The organism is Streptomyces sp. CA-249302 (genome assembly GCF_050936785.1).
Lineage (GTDB): Bacteria > Actinomycetota > Actinomycetes > Streptomycetales > Streptomycetaceae > Streptomyces.
This window is the reverse complement of record NZ_JBNJMG010000001.1, coordinates 8110668-8124391: the sequence shown is the minus strand read 5'-3', so window position 1 is coordinate 8124391 and position 13724 is coordinate 8110668. Positions and strand designations below refer to the sequence as shown.

At 70.2% G+C, this 13724-nt stretch carries 15 protein-coding genes; 4 read left to right on the top strand and 11 right to left on the bottom strand.

Annotated elements, in window-relative coordinates; translation table 11 throughout:
- Positions 1 to 59 precede the first annotated feature (59 nt).
- The 4 genes from ACQEWB_RS36830 to ACQEWB_RS36815 form a co-directional block, all read right to left on the bottom strand.
- On the bottom strand, positions 60 to 1226 hold the full coding sequence (locus tag ACQEWB_RS36830) for an alginate lyase family protein (RefSeq protein WP_432838871.1): 1167 nt from the start codon (positions 1224 to 1226) through the stop codon (positions 60 to 62).
- Positions 1227 to 1390: 164 nt separating this feature from the next.
- A complete protein-coding gene (locus ACQEWB_RS36825; protein WP_432838869.1) occupies positions 1391 to 2158 on the bottom strand; it encodes a DUF3710 domain-containing protein in 768 nt (255 codons plus the stop codon).
- 1 nt (position 2159) lies between these two features.
- Entirely contained in the window at positions 2160 to 2711 is a 552-nt protein-coding gene (gene dut, locus ACQEWB_RS36820) for a dUTP diphosphatase (protein ID WP_432838867.1), read from the bottom strand.
- Positions 2708 to 3292, bottom strand: coding sequence for a PaaI family thioesterase (locus ACQEWB_RS36815; RefSeq protein ID WP_432838865.1), 585 nt, complete (start codon positions 3290 to 3292; stop codon positions 2708 to 2710). The genes dut and ACQEWB_RS36815 overlap by 4 nt, the downstream gene beginning before the upstream one ends.
- Before the next feature lie 58 nt (positions 3293 to 3350).
- Here ACQEWB_RS36815 and ACQEWB_RS36810 point away from each other — a divergent pair, with 58 nt between their 5' ends.
- Positions 3351 to 3815 (top strand): DUF3093 domain-containing protein, encoded by a 465-nt coding sequence (locus ACQEWB_RS36810; protein WP_432838863.1) that lies wholly within the window; start codon positions 3351 to 3353, stop codon positions 3813 to 3815.
- Between the two features lie 6 nt (positions 3816 to 3821).
- Here ACQEWB_RS36810 and ACQEWB_RS36805 read toward each other — a convergent pair whose 3' ends face one another.
- The 4 genes from ACQEWB_RS36805 to ACQEWB_RS36790 all read right to left on the bottom strand — a co-directional run bounded on the left by ACQEWB_RS36805 (position 3822) and on the right by ACQEWB_RS36790 (position 7366).
- Positions 3822 to 4760, bottom strand: a complete 939-nt coding sequence (locus ACQEWB_RS36805; RefSeq protein WP_432838861.1) for a hypothetical protein — start codon at positions 4758 to 4760, stop codon at positions 3822 to 3824.
- Positions 4761 to 4773: 13 nt separating this feature from the next.
- Entirely contained in the window at positions 4774 to 5070 is a 297-nt protein-coding gene (locus ACQEWB_RS36800; protein ID WP_005481602.1) for a DUF4193 domain-containing protein, read from the bottom strand.
- Between the two features lie 394 nt (positions 5071 to 5464).
- Positions 5465 to 6706, bottom strand: coding sequence for a sensor histidine kinase (locus ACQEWB_RS36795; RefSeq protein ID WP_432838855.1), 1242 nt, complete (start codon positions 6704 to 6706; stop codon positions 5465 to 5467).
- A gap of 6 nt (positions 6707 to 6712) precedes the next feature.
- Positions 6713 to 7366: a response regulator transcription factor gene (locus tag ACQEWB_RS36790; RefSeq protein WP_003993508.1), complete on the bottom strand. Its 654-nt coding sequence runs from the start codon at positions 7364 to 7366 to the stop codon at positions 6713 to 6715.
- A 438-nt stretch (positions 7367 to 7804) separates the two neighbouring features.
- Between ACQEWB_RS36790 and ACQEWB_RS36785 the strand changes: the two genes are divergently transcribed.
- Positions 7805 to 7969, top strand: coding sequence for a hypothetical protein (locus ACQEWB_RS36785; protein WP_432838853.1), 165 nt, complete (start codon positions 7805 to 7807; stop codon positions 7967 to 7969).
- A gap of 99 nt (positions 7970 to 8068) precedes the next feature.
- On the opposite strand, the gene ACQEWB_RS36780 is transcribed toward ACQEWB_RS36785, so the two are convergent.
- On the bottom strand, positions 8069 to 8869 hold the full coding sequence (locus ACQEWB_RS36780) for an inositol monophosphatase family protein (protein ID WP_432838851.1): 801 nt from the start codon (positions 8867 to 8869) through the stop codon (positions 8069 to 8071).
- Positions 8870 to 8877: 8 nt separating this feature from the next.
- Entirely contained in the window at positions 8878 to 10005 is a 1128-nt protein-coding gene (locus ACQEWB_RS36775; RefSeq protein WP_432838849.1) for a ferrochelatase, read from the bottom strand.
- A 193-nt stretch (positions 10006 to 10198) separates the two neighbouring features.
- On the opposite strand from ACQEWB_RS36775, the gene ACQEWB_RS36770 reads away from it, so the two are divergent.
- The gene (locus ACQEWB_RS36770) at positions 10199 to 11437 is read left to right on the top strand and encodes an MFS transporter (protein ID WP_432838847.1); all 1239 of its coding nucleotides are present in this window, start codon (positions 10199 to 10201) and stop codon (positions 11435 to 11437) included.
- The gene (locus tag ACQEWB_RS36765) at positions 11397 to 12716 is read left to right on the top strand and encodes a D-arabinono-1,4-lactone oxidase (RefSeq protein WP_432838845.1); all 1320 of its coding nucleotides are present in this window, start codon (positions 11397 to 11399) and stop codon (positions 12714 to 12716) included. Before ACQEWB_RS36770 ends, ACQEWB_RS36765 begins: the two co-directional genes overlap by 41 nt.
- Here the strand turns inward: ACQEWB_RS36765 and ACQEWB_RS36760 are convergent.
- The gene (locus ACQEWB_RS36760) at positions 12640 to 13374 is read right to left on the bottom strand and encodes a hypothetical protein (RefSeq protein WP_432838843.1); all 735 of its coding nucleotides are present in this window, start codon (positions 13372 to 13374) and stop codon (positions 12640 to 12642) included. The two genes, ACQEWB_RS36765 and ACQEWB_RS36760, sit on opposite strands and share 77 nt — an antisense overlap.
- Between the last annotated feature and the right edge of the window lie 350 nt (positions 13375 to 13724).

Sequence of the window (13724 nt, the reverse complement as noted above, 5' to 3'; positions counted from 1 at the left end):
TCTTCTCCCCCGTCGACCGGGCGCCAGTATCACCGCCGGGCGCCCGGTCCATCAACGGTTCAGCTGGGGTTGTCCCCGTGGGTGAGCGTCTCCCAGGCCACGAAGAGGTTGTTGCTGCCGGCCGGGCGCTGCTGCTGGGTCAGCGTCTGGGTGTTGGACATCGCGATGCCGAGGCGGTTGTGCAGGGCGTTGTAGCCGACCTCGGTGACCGGCCCGAGCCCGAGCTTCAAGGACCCTCCGCACAGCCAGCTCGGCACGGCGGCGCCCAGCTGGTACTTGGCCTGGAACCCGAGCGCCTGCCGCAGCCGCTCGCCGACGTCGGTGCCGTACAGGTCCTGGCCCTGGATCCGGCTGGTCTCGGCGATGTGCGAGATCGCGGAGATGCCGTAGCCCGTATGGGTGAAGTCGCGGCAGGTCTCCTGGGTGAGCCCCGTGACGAAGGTGGACTGTCCCTGCCAGTAGTTGACGATCTTCGCCTTGGTGTCGAGGTTCTGGCTGGGCACGGTCTTCGGCAGCTCGCCGTCCGTGGACAGGTAGACGTAGGCGGCCGCGCGGGTGCGGAACCTCGCCATGGCCTTGTCGTACGACGCCTTGTCCTCCAGGAAGACAGAGATGCCGACGGCGGCCTCCATCATCGACAGCTCCCAGTTCCCGTTGGAGTTGGAGCCGTTGATGATCTCGGGGAGGTAGACGGTGCGAAGCATGGTCGCGAAGCGGCCGGAGTTCGTCCAGGTGCCGGTGTACGTGTACTTGATGATCTCGGCGGCCTTCGGCCAGGAGGAGCCCGCCCAGCCGGTCTGCAGGGGCGCGTTGCTGTTGGTGTGCTCCTTGATCACACCGGACCAGGCGTCCATGAGCTGGATCGCCTTCTTCGCGTAGCGGTCGTCGCGGGTGATGTACCAGGCGAGCGCGTCCGTGTACGCGGCTATCGCGTCCTCGCGCTCGTCGGTGCAGCCGTAGTCGGGGTTCGAGTACGAGCCGCACTCGACCGTCGCCCGCGGTTTCGGCGTGCGGTTCAGGTCGGCGTACTTGCTCGCCAGCATCTGGTCGAAGGCGCCCTTCCAGGGCTGGGCACCGGCGTTGACCTTGGTGCGGGTGAAGTCCAACTGCGCCTGGGAGACGGTGACTCCGGGGTGGACGAAGGTGCTGGGGGCGGCCTGCACCGGCCAGGAGAGGGCTCCGGCGAGGAGGGCTCCGGCAGCCACGAGGAGTCCGGTTCTGCGCATACCTGAAGGCCTTTCGTTCATGTAAGTGAACGCGAGGCGCCTTTATGAACGGCGCGTTGAGCCGTGACCGTAGGTACAGACCAATACGCCGTCAAGGGGTCGCGCATGCAAAAGAGCCGCACCCCGAAGGGTGCGGCTCTCGAACGGTTCTTCCCGCGGAGCGACTAGCGGACCTCGGTGATCTCCGGACCGCGCTGGAGCTGCCCCATGCCGCCGGAGAAGCGCGAGCCCTCCTCCTGCTGCTGGACGCCCTCGGGGACCATCTGGGCGTCGTTCGGCAGCTTCAGGACGATCGGGTCGCGGGGCGCCATCGGGCCCTCGCCGCGGACCACGACCGTGTCCCGGAAGATCTGCTCGAGCAGACCGGCCGCCTGCGGCTGCACCGCGCCCTGGCCCGAGATCACCCCGCGCAGGAACCAGCGCGGACCGTCCACACCGACGAACCGCACGACCTGGAAACCGCCCGTGCCGTCCGGCAGCTGCACCGGCACCTGGGCGCGCAGCTCCCAGCCGAGCGGGCCCTCGACCTCGTCGACGATGCCACCCTGCTGGGTGATGCCGGAGCCGATCTCCTCGCGCACCTCGCCCCAGATGCCCTCGCGCTTGGGAGCGGCGAAGGCCTGCAGCTGGATGGCGCTGTCGCGCAGTACCACGGTCGCCGCGACGATCGCGTCGCCCGCGACCTCGACCCGCAGCTCCATGCCGTCGACGCCGGGCACGAAGAGGCCGCCCAGGTCCACGCGGCCCTCGGCGGGGTCGCGCACCTCGGAGTCGTCCCAGGGCCCGTCGGGCCGCGGTTCGGGCTCGAGCCTCACACGCTCGCGCTCGACCTCTTCTTCCTCGTCCGCCTCAGTGTCGACACTGTCGACGACCTGCTCGGCCTCGCCGGCCGCGTCCTCGGCGGCACCCTTCTTCTTGCGACGTCCGAACACGTCACTGTCCTTCCCGGTCGGATACGACCGAAGCGTATCGATTCCCACCCGCCCGGCCGCCGTCGGCGGCCTGACCGTTCGTGCTGCTCGTGCCGGCCACCGCCGCATGTCCTCCGGTGGACCCGAAGCCCCCTTCGGCCCGCGCCGAGCCGGGAAGCTCCGCGACCTCCCGGAAGCGGACCCTCTCGACCTGCTGGACGACCAGTTGGGCGATCCGGTCGAAGCGCTCGAACCGCACGGCCTCGCGCGGGTCGAGATTCACCACGATCACCTTGATCTCCCCACGGTACCCGGCATCAACCGTCCCCGGGGCATTCACCAGAGCGACACCGCAGCGGGCGGCGAGACCGGATCGGGGGTGCACGAAGGCCGCGTACCCCTCCGGGAGGGCGATCGACACCCCCGTGGGCAGAACAACCCGCTCCCCGGGCTTCAGTTCGCACGCCTCGGTGGTCCGCAGATCGGCTCCCGCGTCGCCGGGGTGCTCGTACGACGGAAGCGGTACGTCCGGGTCGACGCGCCGCAGCAGCACGTTCAGGGGATCGCGGCTCACGGGTTCACCTCGAAGGCGCGGGCGCGCCTGTGCTGGTCGGGGTCGCTCATGGCGGCGCGGATCTCCTCCGGGCGGCCGTTGTCGATGAAGTGATCGACCTTGACCTCGATGAAGAGCGCGTCAGCGCGGACGGCGACGGCGCCCTCGGGGCCGTCGAGCCGGCCGGTGGCCGACGAGTAGATCTTGCGGCCCGCCACCGCCGTCACCTCGGCCGTCAGGTACAGGGTCGTGCCCACCGGCACCGGTCGGACGAAGTCGGTCTCCAGGCGTCCGGTCACGGCGATCGTGCGCAGCAGCCAGTTCAGGGAGCCGAGCGTCTCGTCGAGGGCGGTCGCCAGCACGCCCCCGTGCGCGAGGCCGGGCGCGCCCTGATGGGCGGGCTGCACGGTGAACTCCGCGGTGATCGTGACGCCTTCGCCGGCCCGCGCCGCCAGGTGCAGCCCGTGGGGCTGCTCGCCACCGCACCCGAAACACTGTTCGTAGTGCGCCCCGAGAAGCTCACCGGGCGCGGGAGCGTCGGGGTGCCGCACGGGTTTCACCGCGTCGGCGGGCGGCTTAAGCGCTGGGGAAGTACCACTCACAGCCGCAGACCTTACCCGCGCGTCCGCCATATCCGGACACCGTGCCAAGCTTGGCCCCATGCAGCTCTCGACCGCCCCTTACGAAGAACGCCTCACCGCCCCGCGCTCCTGGTGGCTGATCTCCTTCCTGGTGGGCGTCTCCTTCGCCCTGATCCTGCTGCCCTTCGGCACCCTGCCGCTGCTCGGCGGCCTGGTCGGCGGGACGGCGGCCGCGGCGGTCGTGGCGAGCTCGTACGGCTCGGTCCGCATCCGGGTGGTGGGCGGCTCGCTGATCGCGGGCGAGGCGAAGATCCCGGTGACGGCGCTGGGGGACGCGGAGGTGCTGGACGCGGAGGAGGCGCGCGCCTGGCGCACGTACAAGGCGGACACGCGCGCGTTCCTGCTGCTGCGCGCCTACATCCCGGGCGCTCTGAAGGTGGAGGTCACCGACCCGGAGGACCCGACGCCGTACCTGTACCTGTCGACGCGGGAGCCGGAGCGGCTGGCCGAGGCGCTGAAGGCGGCCCGTCAGACGGCGGTGTAGGGCCGCTCAGCGGCCGAGTTCCCTGGCGATGTCCCCGAGGTCCAGCGGCTGTGCTGGGGCCTCCAGGGCGGGCAGTTCGGGCAGCGCGTCCCAGGACACCTGCGTCTTGCGCAGGTCCTTGCGGATGCGCTCTGCGAGCTTCTTGGTGTCGCGGCGGTTCATGACCGCGCCCACCGCGGCGCCCACCATGAAGGGCATCAGGTTCGGCAGGTCGCGCACCACGCGCTTCATGATCTGCTGCCGCAGCTGGTGCTTCATCTGGCTGTTGACCGCGCCGCCGAAGCTCGACGGCTTCGTCACGTCGACCCCGCGCTCTCCCGACCAGGAGTTCAGGTAGGCGGTGCTGCGCTCCTTGAGGTTGCCGGGCGGTCGTACGCCGTAGACCTCGTGCAGTTCGGCGATGAGCTTCAGCTCGATCGCGGCGACGCCGGTGATCTCGGCGGCGAGCTCCGTCGGCATGGCGGGCGGCACGGGCAGCATCGCCATCGCTCCGATCCCCGCTCCGACCGTCGAGGTCGCGGCCGCGGCGCCCATCACGAGCTTGTCGGCGAGTTGCTCGGGCCCGAGGCCCGGGAACTGCCTGCGGAGGGTCGCGAGGTCGCGTACGGGGATCCGCGGGGCGTTCTCGATGATCCGGTCGGTGAGGTACGCCAGACCCGCCCTGGCCCGGCTGCCGCCCTTACGGACGCCTTCCGTGGCCTTGTCCCGGATCGCCGCAGCCCGCCGCTTGGCGACGGGCGCAGGTTTCCGCTCCGACGGCACCGGGAGGTCAACCCGGTGCGCCGCCGGTTCGAGCGAGGCCGATCCGGTGGATCCGGTGCTGCCGGATGTCGTACCGGACGAGCCCCGCTCGTCGTCACGCGTGCCGTGGGGGCCTGCCTGCGGCCCCTGGTCCGCTCCCGACGGGAGGAAGCGGCGCTTCCGAGGTGGGGTCGAGCCAGTCACGGCCGACCCGTCCTCAGTCGCAGTCGCGGCAGATCGGCTGACCGTTCTTCTCCCTGGCCAGCTGGCTGCGGTGGTGCACCAGGAAGCAGCTCATGCAAGTGAACTCGTCCTGCTGCTTGGGCAGCACCCGGACGGCCAGCTCCTCGTTCGAGAGGTCGGCTCCGGGCAGTTCAAGGCCCTCCGCGGCCTCGAACTCGTCGACGTCGACCGCCGAGGTCGACTTGTCGTTCCTCCTGGCCTTGAGCTCCTCAAGGCTGTCGGAATCGACGTCGTCGTCGGTCTTGCGTGGGGTGTCGTAATCCGTTGCCATTTCGCTCTCCCCCTCTGGGTGTCTGCGGGTGTCTCCAGCGCACGTAACGCGTGAGAGGCCGGACTTGTGCCCGCCTCGAGGCGGAGATTTTGCCTCACATCAAGGTCTGTTACTCAATCGACACCCAATCGGACCCCTCAAGAGTGATCGGCTTGGATGGCGAACGGGACCGTACACGGTCCCCCTGCCGCACTTCAAAGGCGTCTCAACCTGTACTTCCCGTGATCTCGACACCCGAAAACCCGGATTTTCCCGGCTTTCCGACTGCTTACATGATCACGGAGAGTAGATGGCCGGAAATTCGCCCATGTGATCGATCACACACGAAGTACCCGCTTCGAAGCCCGGAAAATTCCGCGCAAAGCGAACAACCCCGTGCGCCCACGATCCCATCTCAGATGGGCAGTGTGACGCGCATCACCAGCCCGCCCCCCTCTCGCGGCTGTGCCGAAATGTGCCCGCCGTGCGCCCGGGCCACGGACCGGACGATGGACAGGCCGAGGCCGACGCCCTTGTCGCTGCCCGTGCGCTCGGTACGCAGCCGCCGGAACGGCTCGAACAGGTTATCGACCTCGTACGCCGGTACGACCGGCCCGGTGTTCGACACGACCAGGACAGCCTGACCGTGCTGGACCTCGGTGGTCACCTCGACCCAGCCGCCCTCGGACACGTTGTACCGCACCGCGTTCTGCACGAGGTTCAGCGCGATCCGCTCCAGCAGTACGCCGTTGCCCTGGACCACGGCGGGCTTCTGCTCGCCGCGGATCACCACGCCCTTGGCCTGTGCCTCCGCGTGCACCTGGTCGACGGCCTGCTGGGCGACCTCGGCGAGGTCGACCGGCTTGCGCTCGACGATCTGGTTGTCGCTGCGGGCGAGCAGCAGGAGCCCCTCCACGAGCTGCTCGCTGCGCTCGTTGGTGGCCAGCAGCGTCTTGCCGAGCTGTTGCAGCTCCATCGGCGCGTTCGGATCGGAGAGATGGACCTCCAGGAGCGTGCGGTTGATCGCGAGCGGTGTTCTCAGCTCGTGCGAGGCGTTGCCGACGAAGCGCTGCTGGGCGGTGAAGGCCCGTTGGAGGCGTTCCAGCATGTCGTCGAAGGTGTCCGCCAGCTCCTTCAGCTCGTCGTCCGGGCCGTCCAGCTCGATCCGCCGGGACAGGTCCGAGCCCGCCACCGCGCGCGCGGTGCGGGTGATCCTGCCCAGCGGCGACAGCACCCGGCCGGCCATCGCGTAACCGAACGCGAAGGCGATCACCGCGAGGCCCAGCAGGGCCAGCAGGGAGCGGCTGAGCAGGTCGTCCAGGGCGTGCTGGCGCTGGACCGCGTCGCAGGACTTGAGGATCGAGTTGAGCTCGGTGTCGTTGGTGGCCTGGTCGAGCTTGGGGCAGGTGGTGCTGCTGATGTCGATGTTGGCGCCGGTCACCTGGAAGGACTGTCCGCTGCCCTCGTGCAGGGCCTGGGCGGCGAGCAGGTAGATGATCGACAGCAGCAGGATCCCGGCGATCAGGAACATGCCGCCGTACAGCAGCGTCAGCCGTATCCGGATGGTCGGGCGCAGCCACGGGAACGGCGGCTCGGGCTTGCGGGGGTCCCAGGTGGGCTTCGGGGGTGCCGTGGGGAGAGCGGGGGTGGCGGCCATCGGTGATCAGATCCGGTATCCCGAGCCGGGGACGGTGACGATGACCGGCGGCTCGCCCAGCTTTCGGCGCAGGGTCATGACGGTCACCCGTACGACGTTGGTGAACGGGTCGGTGTTCTCGTCCCAGGCCTTCTCCAGGAGCTGCTCCGCGGAGACGACGGCGCCCTCGGAGCGCATCAGCACCTCCAGGACGGCGAACTCCTTGGGCGCGAGCTGGACTTCCTTGCCGTCCCGGAAGACCTCGCGGCGGTTGGGGTCGAGCTTGATGCCGGCGCGCTCCAGGACCGGCGGCAGCGGCACGCTGGTGCGCCGGCCCAGCGCACGCACGCGTGCGATGAGCTCGCTGAACGCGAAGGGCTTGGGGAGGTAGTCGTCGGCGCCGATCTCCAGGCCCTCGACCCGGTCGCTGACGTCGCCGGAGGCCGTGAGCATCAGCACGCGAGTGGGCATGCCCAGCTCGACGATCTTGCGGCAGACGTCGTCGCCGTGGACCAGCGGGAGGTCGCGGTCGAGGACGACCACGTCGTAGTCGTTGACGCCGATGCGCTCCAGGGCGGCCGCACCGTCGTACACGACGTCGACGGCCATGGCCTCCCGGCGCAGTCCGGTGGCCACCGCATCGGCGAGCAGCTGCTCGTCCTCGACGACGAGTACGCGCACGTCGCTTGTCCTTCCTGTGTCCACCCGCGTAGCCCCGTCAAGGGCACACGCGGGCAGGGATCCTCATGAGTGTGTGCCTCCATCCTGCCCTTTTCGGCCATAAGTCGGCTGTAAGGCGGGGGCGGAGCCGTGGAGGCCGAGATGGTCTCAACATGAAGAACAGGTGTGAGGCCCGGGAATGCGAGATTTTCTCGTCGGGTTGAGGTTTCCGTGGAAGGAAGCGCGGGGAGGACGGTTCATACCCCGCGATCACGCTCTGCTAGTGCCGCAGCACCATGCGGTACGGCGCAATCCGCTTTCCGCAGAGTGGGCGTGGGTGTCCGGCACCGTCGCCGCCCGGCGCGGGCTGTGCCGGGCACCTGTTGGAGACGTGATCGCCCCTTCCGAACGGCACACCCCCGTGCCATCGACCCACGACCCAGGACGAGGGGGCGCAGCATGGACGCATTCACCGCAGGACTTCTGCAGCGCATAAGGACGACCGAGTCCGACCTGACGCGGGCTCGCGACGAGGGCGACGACTTCCTCGCCGAGGTGGAGCAGGCCGAACTCGAGGACCTGCGCCGCCTGGCCGCCGAGCACGGTGTGGAGGTCGGCGCATAGCGTCTGATCGGCTTTGAGCAGGGCAGTGGGCCCCCGGCGAATCCAGCGCCGGGGCCCACTGTTTTCCGTCAGCTGCGCCGGGTTTCCGGTCGATCCTGCTCAGTCGTGCCAGGCGCCGAAGTCCTCCAGGAGGCGCTGGAGGGGCTCGAAGACGCCCGGGGTGGCCGCGACAGTCAGGTCGCGTGAGGGGCGCTCTCCGGGGCGGCCACCGGTCAGGGCGCCCGCCTCCCGGGCGATCAGGTCGCCCGCTCCGTAGTCCCAGGCGTTCAACCCGCGCTCGTAGTAGCCGTCCAGGCGGCCGGCGGCCACGTCGCAGAGGTCGACCGCCGCCGAGCCGCTGCGCCGGATGTCCCGCAGGAGCGGGATCAGCCGGTGGGCCACCTCGGCCTGGTGGGCGCGGACCTCGGTGACGTAGTTGAAGCCCGTGGAGACCAGGGCCTGGTCCAGGGGCGGGGCCGATCGGCAGGTGAGCCGGCGGTCGCCCTGCCAGGCTCCGGCGCCCCGGACCGCGTGGTACGTCTCACCGCGCATCGGGGCCGCGACGACCCCGACGACGGTCTCGCCGTCCAGCTCGGCCGCGATGGAGACGGCCCAGGTGGGCAGCCCGTACAGGTAGTTGACCGTGCCGTCCAGCGGGTCGATCACCCAGCGGACGCCGCTGGTGCCCTCCGTGGCGGCGCCCTCCTCGCCCAGGAAGCCGTCGTCCGGGCGGTGGGCGGAGATCAGGTCCGTGATCAGCTTCTCCGCCGCGATGTCCATCTCGGTCACCACGTCGATGGGGCTCGACTTCGTGGCGGCCACCGCGAGGTCGGCCGGGCGGCCGTCCCTGAGCAGGTCGCCGGCCCGGCGGGCGGCCTCCTGGGCCAGTTCCAGCAGCTCCTGGTGGAGGGGGGCGGTCACGTCACTCCTCACGCGTAGGGGCTGTCGGCGCCCGCCGCGGCGGGGTGCGGGGCGCGGGCCGGACAGCAGCCGACCGGGCAGAGGTTGTGGCTCGCGCCGAGGGCGCCCAGGGCGCAGGGGGTGACCTCCTGGCCGCGCTCCACGGCCGCGCGCTCCAGCACGAGGTCGCGGACGGCCGCGGCGAACCGCGGGTCGGCGCCCACGGTGGCCGAGCGGCGCATCGGCAGCCCCAGCTCGGCCGCCTTGTCCTTGGCCTCCGTGTCGAGGTCGTAGAGGACCTCCATGTGGTCGGAGACGAAGCCGATGGGGGCGATGACGACCGCGGGGGCACCGGCGCCGTGCAGCTCCTCCAGGTGGTCGCAGATGTCCGGCTCCAGCCACGGGATGTGCGGGGCGCCCGAGCGGGACTGGTAGACGAGCCGCCAGGGGTGGTCCACGCCGGTGCGCTCGCGGACCGCGTCGGCGATCAGCTGGGCCACGTCCAGGTGCTGCTCGACGTATGCGCCACCCTCGCCGTGGTCCGCGACCGGGCCGGAGCCGTCCGCCGAGGCGGTGGGGATCGAGTGGGTCGAGAACGCGAGGTGGGCGCCGTCCCGGACCTCCTCGGGGAGGTCGGCGAGGGACCTCAGGACACCCTCGATCATCGGCTCCAGGAAGCCCTCGTGGTTGAAGTAGTGCCGGACTTTGTCGACCTTCGGTAGCTCCAGGCCCTCGGCCTCGAGGGCGGCGAGCGAGTCGGCGAGGTTCTCGCGGTACTGGCGGCAGCCCGAGTACGAGGCGTACGCGCTGGTGGCCAGGACCAGGATGCGGCGGTGCCCGTCGACCGTCATCTCGCGCAGGGTGTCGGTCAGGTAGGGCGCCCAGTTGCGGTTGCCCCAGTAGATCGGCAGGTCCAGGCCGTGGTCCGCGAAGTCCTTGCGGAGGGCGTCGAGGAGGGCCCGGTTCTGGTCGTTGATGGGGCTGACCCCGCCGAACAGGAAGTAGTGCCGGCCGACTTCCTTCAGGCGTTCCTTGGGGATGCCGCGCCCGCGCGTCACGTTCTCCAGGAACGGGACCACGTCGTCCGGGCCCTCGGGGCCGCCGAAGGAGAGCAGGAGCAGGGCGTCGTAGGGGGTGGCATCGAGCGCGTCTGACATGGGTCGATCCTGCCACCCGCCACTGACAGCCGGGAAACGGCGGGTGGCGGGCCAGGGGGCGGCTGCCCCAACAGCGGCTTCCCTAGTGCATTAGGGTGACCTAACTCGTAAGCTGTATCGGTTGCCTTCGCGCCTTACCGCACCTGCAGCACACCCCGTACGCCCCTCTGCCGTTCTCTGACCGGAGCCCGCCGTGCCCAGCCCCTACCGCGCCCTGTTCGCCGCCCCCGGCTCCAAGGGCTTCTCCGCCGCGGGGTTCCTCGGGCGGATGCCGCTGTCGATGATGGGCATCGGCGTGGTCACGATGATGTCCCAGATCAGCGGGCGCTACGGGCTCGCGGGCGCCCTCTCGGCCACCATGGCGCTGGCCGCCGCGGCGATCGGGCCGCAGATCTCCCGGCTGGTGGACCGGCACGGGCAGCGCCGGGTGCTGAGACCGGCGACCCTGGTCGCGCTCGTCTCGGCGGCCGGGCTGCTGTTCGCAGCGCGCTTCGGGTGGCCGGACTGGCTGCTGTTCGTGTGCGCGGCCGGCATCGGCGCGGTGCCCAGTCTGGGCGCGATGATCCGCGCCCGGTGGGCCGCCCTGTACCGGGGCACCCCGCAGCTGCACACCGCGTACTCCTTCGAGTCCGTGGTCGACGAGGTGTGCTTCATCTTCGGGCCGATCATCTCCATCGGGCTGTCCACTGCCTGGTTCCCGGAGGCCGGGCCGCTGCTGGCCGCCTGCTTCCTGACGGTCGGCGTCTTCTGGCTGACCGCCCAGCGGGCCACCGAGCCCGAGCCGCATCCGCGGGAGCAGCACGGCGGAAGGAGCGCACTACGCGCGCGTGGGCTTCAGGTTCTGGTGGCCACCTTCGTGGCGACCGGCGCGATCTTCGGCGCGGTGGACGTGGTGACCGTGGCCTTCGCCGACGAGCGGGGCCACAAGGGGGCCGCGAGCGTGGTCCTGGCGCTGTACGCGGCGGGTTCCTGTACGGCGGGACTCGTCTTCGGGCTGCTGCGGTTCACAGGGGCACCACAGCGCCGCTGGCTGCTGGGCATATGCGCGATGGCCGTGAGTATGATCCCCCTCCTACTGGTCGGAAACTTGCCGTTTCTGGCCGTGGCGCTGTTCGTCTCGGGCCTGTCCATCGCTCCCACGATGATCACGACGATGTCCCTGATCGAAGAGCACGTACCACGCGCGCAGTTGACCGAGGGCATGACCTGGATCAGTACCGGGCTCGCGGTCGGCGTCGCGCTCGGCTCCTCGGTGGCCGGCTGGGTCATCGACGCGGCCGGGGCGCGGGCCGGGTACGGGGTTCCGGTGGTGGCCGGGGCCGTCGCGGTCGCGGTCGGTTTCCTGGGGTACCGCCGGCTCAGCAGGCCGGCTCCGCGTCGGGGAGGCACCGTTGAGCAGCACGACGAGCGCGAAGAACGGCACGTGGCGTAACTGGGGCGGCAACGTCTCGGCCCGCCCCGCGCGGGAGGTCGAGCCGGCCTCCGTGGAGGAACTGGCGGCGGCCGTACGGAAGGCGGCCGAGGACGGGCTCACCGTGAAGGCGGTCGGCACCGGGCACTCCTTCACGTCCATCGCCGCGACGGACGGTGTGTTGATCCGCCCTCAACTGTTGACCGGCATCCGCAAGATTGATCGCGATGCCATGACCGTCACGGTGGAGGCCGGCACCCCCCTCAAGAGGCTCAACATGGCCCTGGCCCGCGAGGGCCTGTCGCTGACCAACATGGGCGACATCATGGAGCAGACGGTCTCCGGGGCCACCAGCACCGGCACCCACGGCACCGGGCGCGAGTCCGCCTCGATCGCCGCCCAGATCAGGGCACTGGAGCTGGTCACCGCGGACGGAGCGGTGCTCACCTGTTCCGAGAAGGAGAACCCGGACGTCTTCGCGGCCGCCCGGATCGGCCTGGGCGCGCTCGGCATCGTCACCGCGATCACCTTCGCCGTGGAGCCGGTCTTCCTGCTCACGGCCCGCGAGGAGCCGATGCCCTTCGACAAGGTGCTCGCCGACTTCGACGAACTCTGGGCCGAGAACGAGCACTTCGAGTTCTACTGGTTCCCGCACACCGGCTCCACCAACACCAAGCGCAACAACCGCAGCGCGGGCCCGGAGCAGCCGGTGAGCCCGGTTGCGGGCTGGGTCGAGGACGAGTTCCTCTCCAACGGCGTCTTCCAGGTGGCCCAGTGGGTCGGCCGCGCGGTGCCGGCGACGGTCCCGACGATCGCCCAGATCTCCAGCAAGGCCCTCTCCGCGCGCACCTACACCGACATCCCGTACAAGGTCTTCACCTCCCCGCGCCGGGTGCGCTTCGTGGAGATGGAGTACGCCGTCCCGCGCGAGGCGCTGACCGAGGTGCTGCGCGAGCTGCGGACGATGGTCGAGCGCTCCGGCCTCCGGGTCAGCTTCCCGGTCGAGGTGCGCACGGCCCCCGCCGACGACATCACGCTGTCCACCGCGTCGGGCCGGGACAGCGCGTACGTCGCCGTCCACATGTTCAAGGGCACCCCCTACCAGGCGTACTTCACTGCGGCCGAGCGCATCTTCACCGCGCACGAGGGCCGGCCGCACTGGGGGAAGGTCCACACCCGGGACGCCGAGTACTTCGCCGGGGTCTACCCGCGCTTCGGGGAGTTCACTGCGCTGCGGGATCGCCTTGATCCTGATCGGCGGTTCCAGAACGACTACTTGCGGAGGGTGTTGGGCTCGTAGCCGACGCGCTGGGCGTGGGAGCGACCGAGCTCTCGCCGCCGTCGGAGTCCTGGCTGCCGGTGGCGCTCGGGGTCGGCGTCGAGCTGTCCGCCGTACCGTCTTCGGCGCTCTGCGAGGAGGCGCTGTCCGAGGGGGTGGCGCCGTCGGTCGCGGACCCCGACGGCGTGGCCGTGGACTCCGGTTCGTCGTCGGACTCGGACTTCGAGGACGACGAACCGGTGCCGGAGACGGCGTCGCTGACGGTCGTGCCCCCGCCGCCGCTGAAGCTGCTGCCGGAGACGAGTTCGTAGCCGGTGATGCCGGCCATGGTGACGCCGAAGACCAGGGCCGCCGCCACCAGCGGCCGCTTCCAGCTCCTGACCCGCGCCCGGTACACGGTGCCCTCGGTGAACTCGCCCGGAGCCGGGGGCGCTTGCTCCCCGAGGCCGGAGGTCGCCGCGGCATCGCGGAGCTGCTCGCCGGTCCGTCTGAAGAAGTGCTGGAAGAGCGAGCCGCCGCAGGTCGCGATGACGCTGACCAGTCCGGCGCCGAGGATCGTGCCGTAGACCCCGAAGTACGAGGCGAGTTTGGCGGCGACCACCGCCGCCACCGCACCGCCCGCGACCTGAGGGACGTTCAGATCGATCCGCTTTTCCCTGATATCCGGCCTTTCACGCATTCCGGGGCCTTGCCGTCCTTTCCCACACTTGATCAACCAACTGCACGAGAAAGGGACGTACACGCGAAACCATTAGTTCCGTTTCTGGTGATTCCGTGAAGTACGCCACGTTCAAGATCCCGGAATTCCCGCAACGGGCGGCCGGGCCCGCTCCGTTGCCAGAAGTTGGGGGGCGAGCCAATCCACGCACGTGGCCCAAATGGAGTACTGTTGCGAGCCCTGGGTCCGGTCTCCCGCCAGGGTGTCCGCGGCTTCAAGGACCGCCGGGAGGGGGCTAGTTGCACAGGGTGACGGAGTTGGTCACTTAGCGTTGCGAATAGGTAACCGTGCCATAACGGCGATCCAGGGCC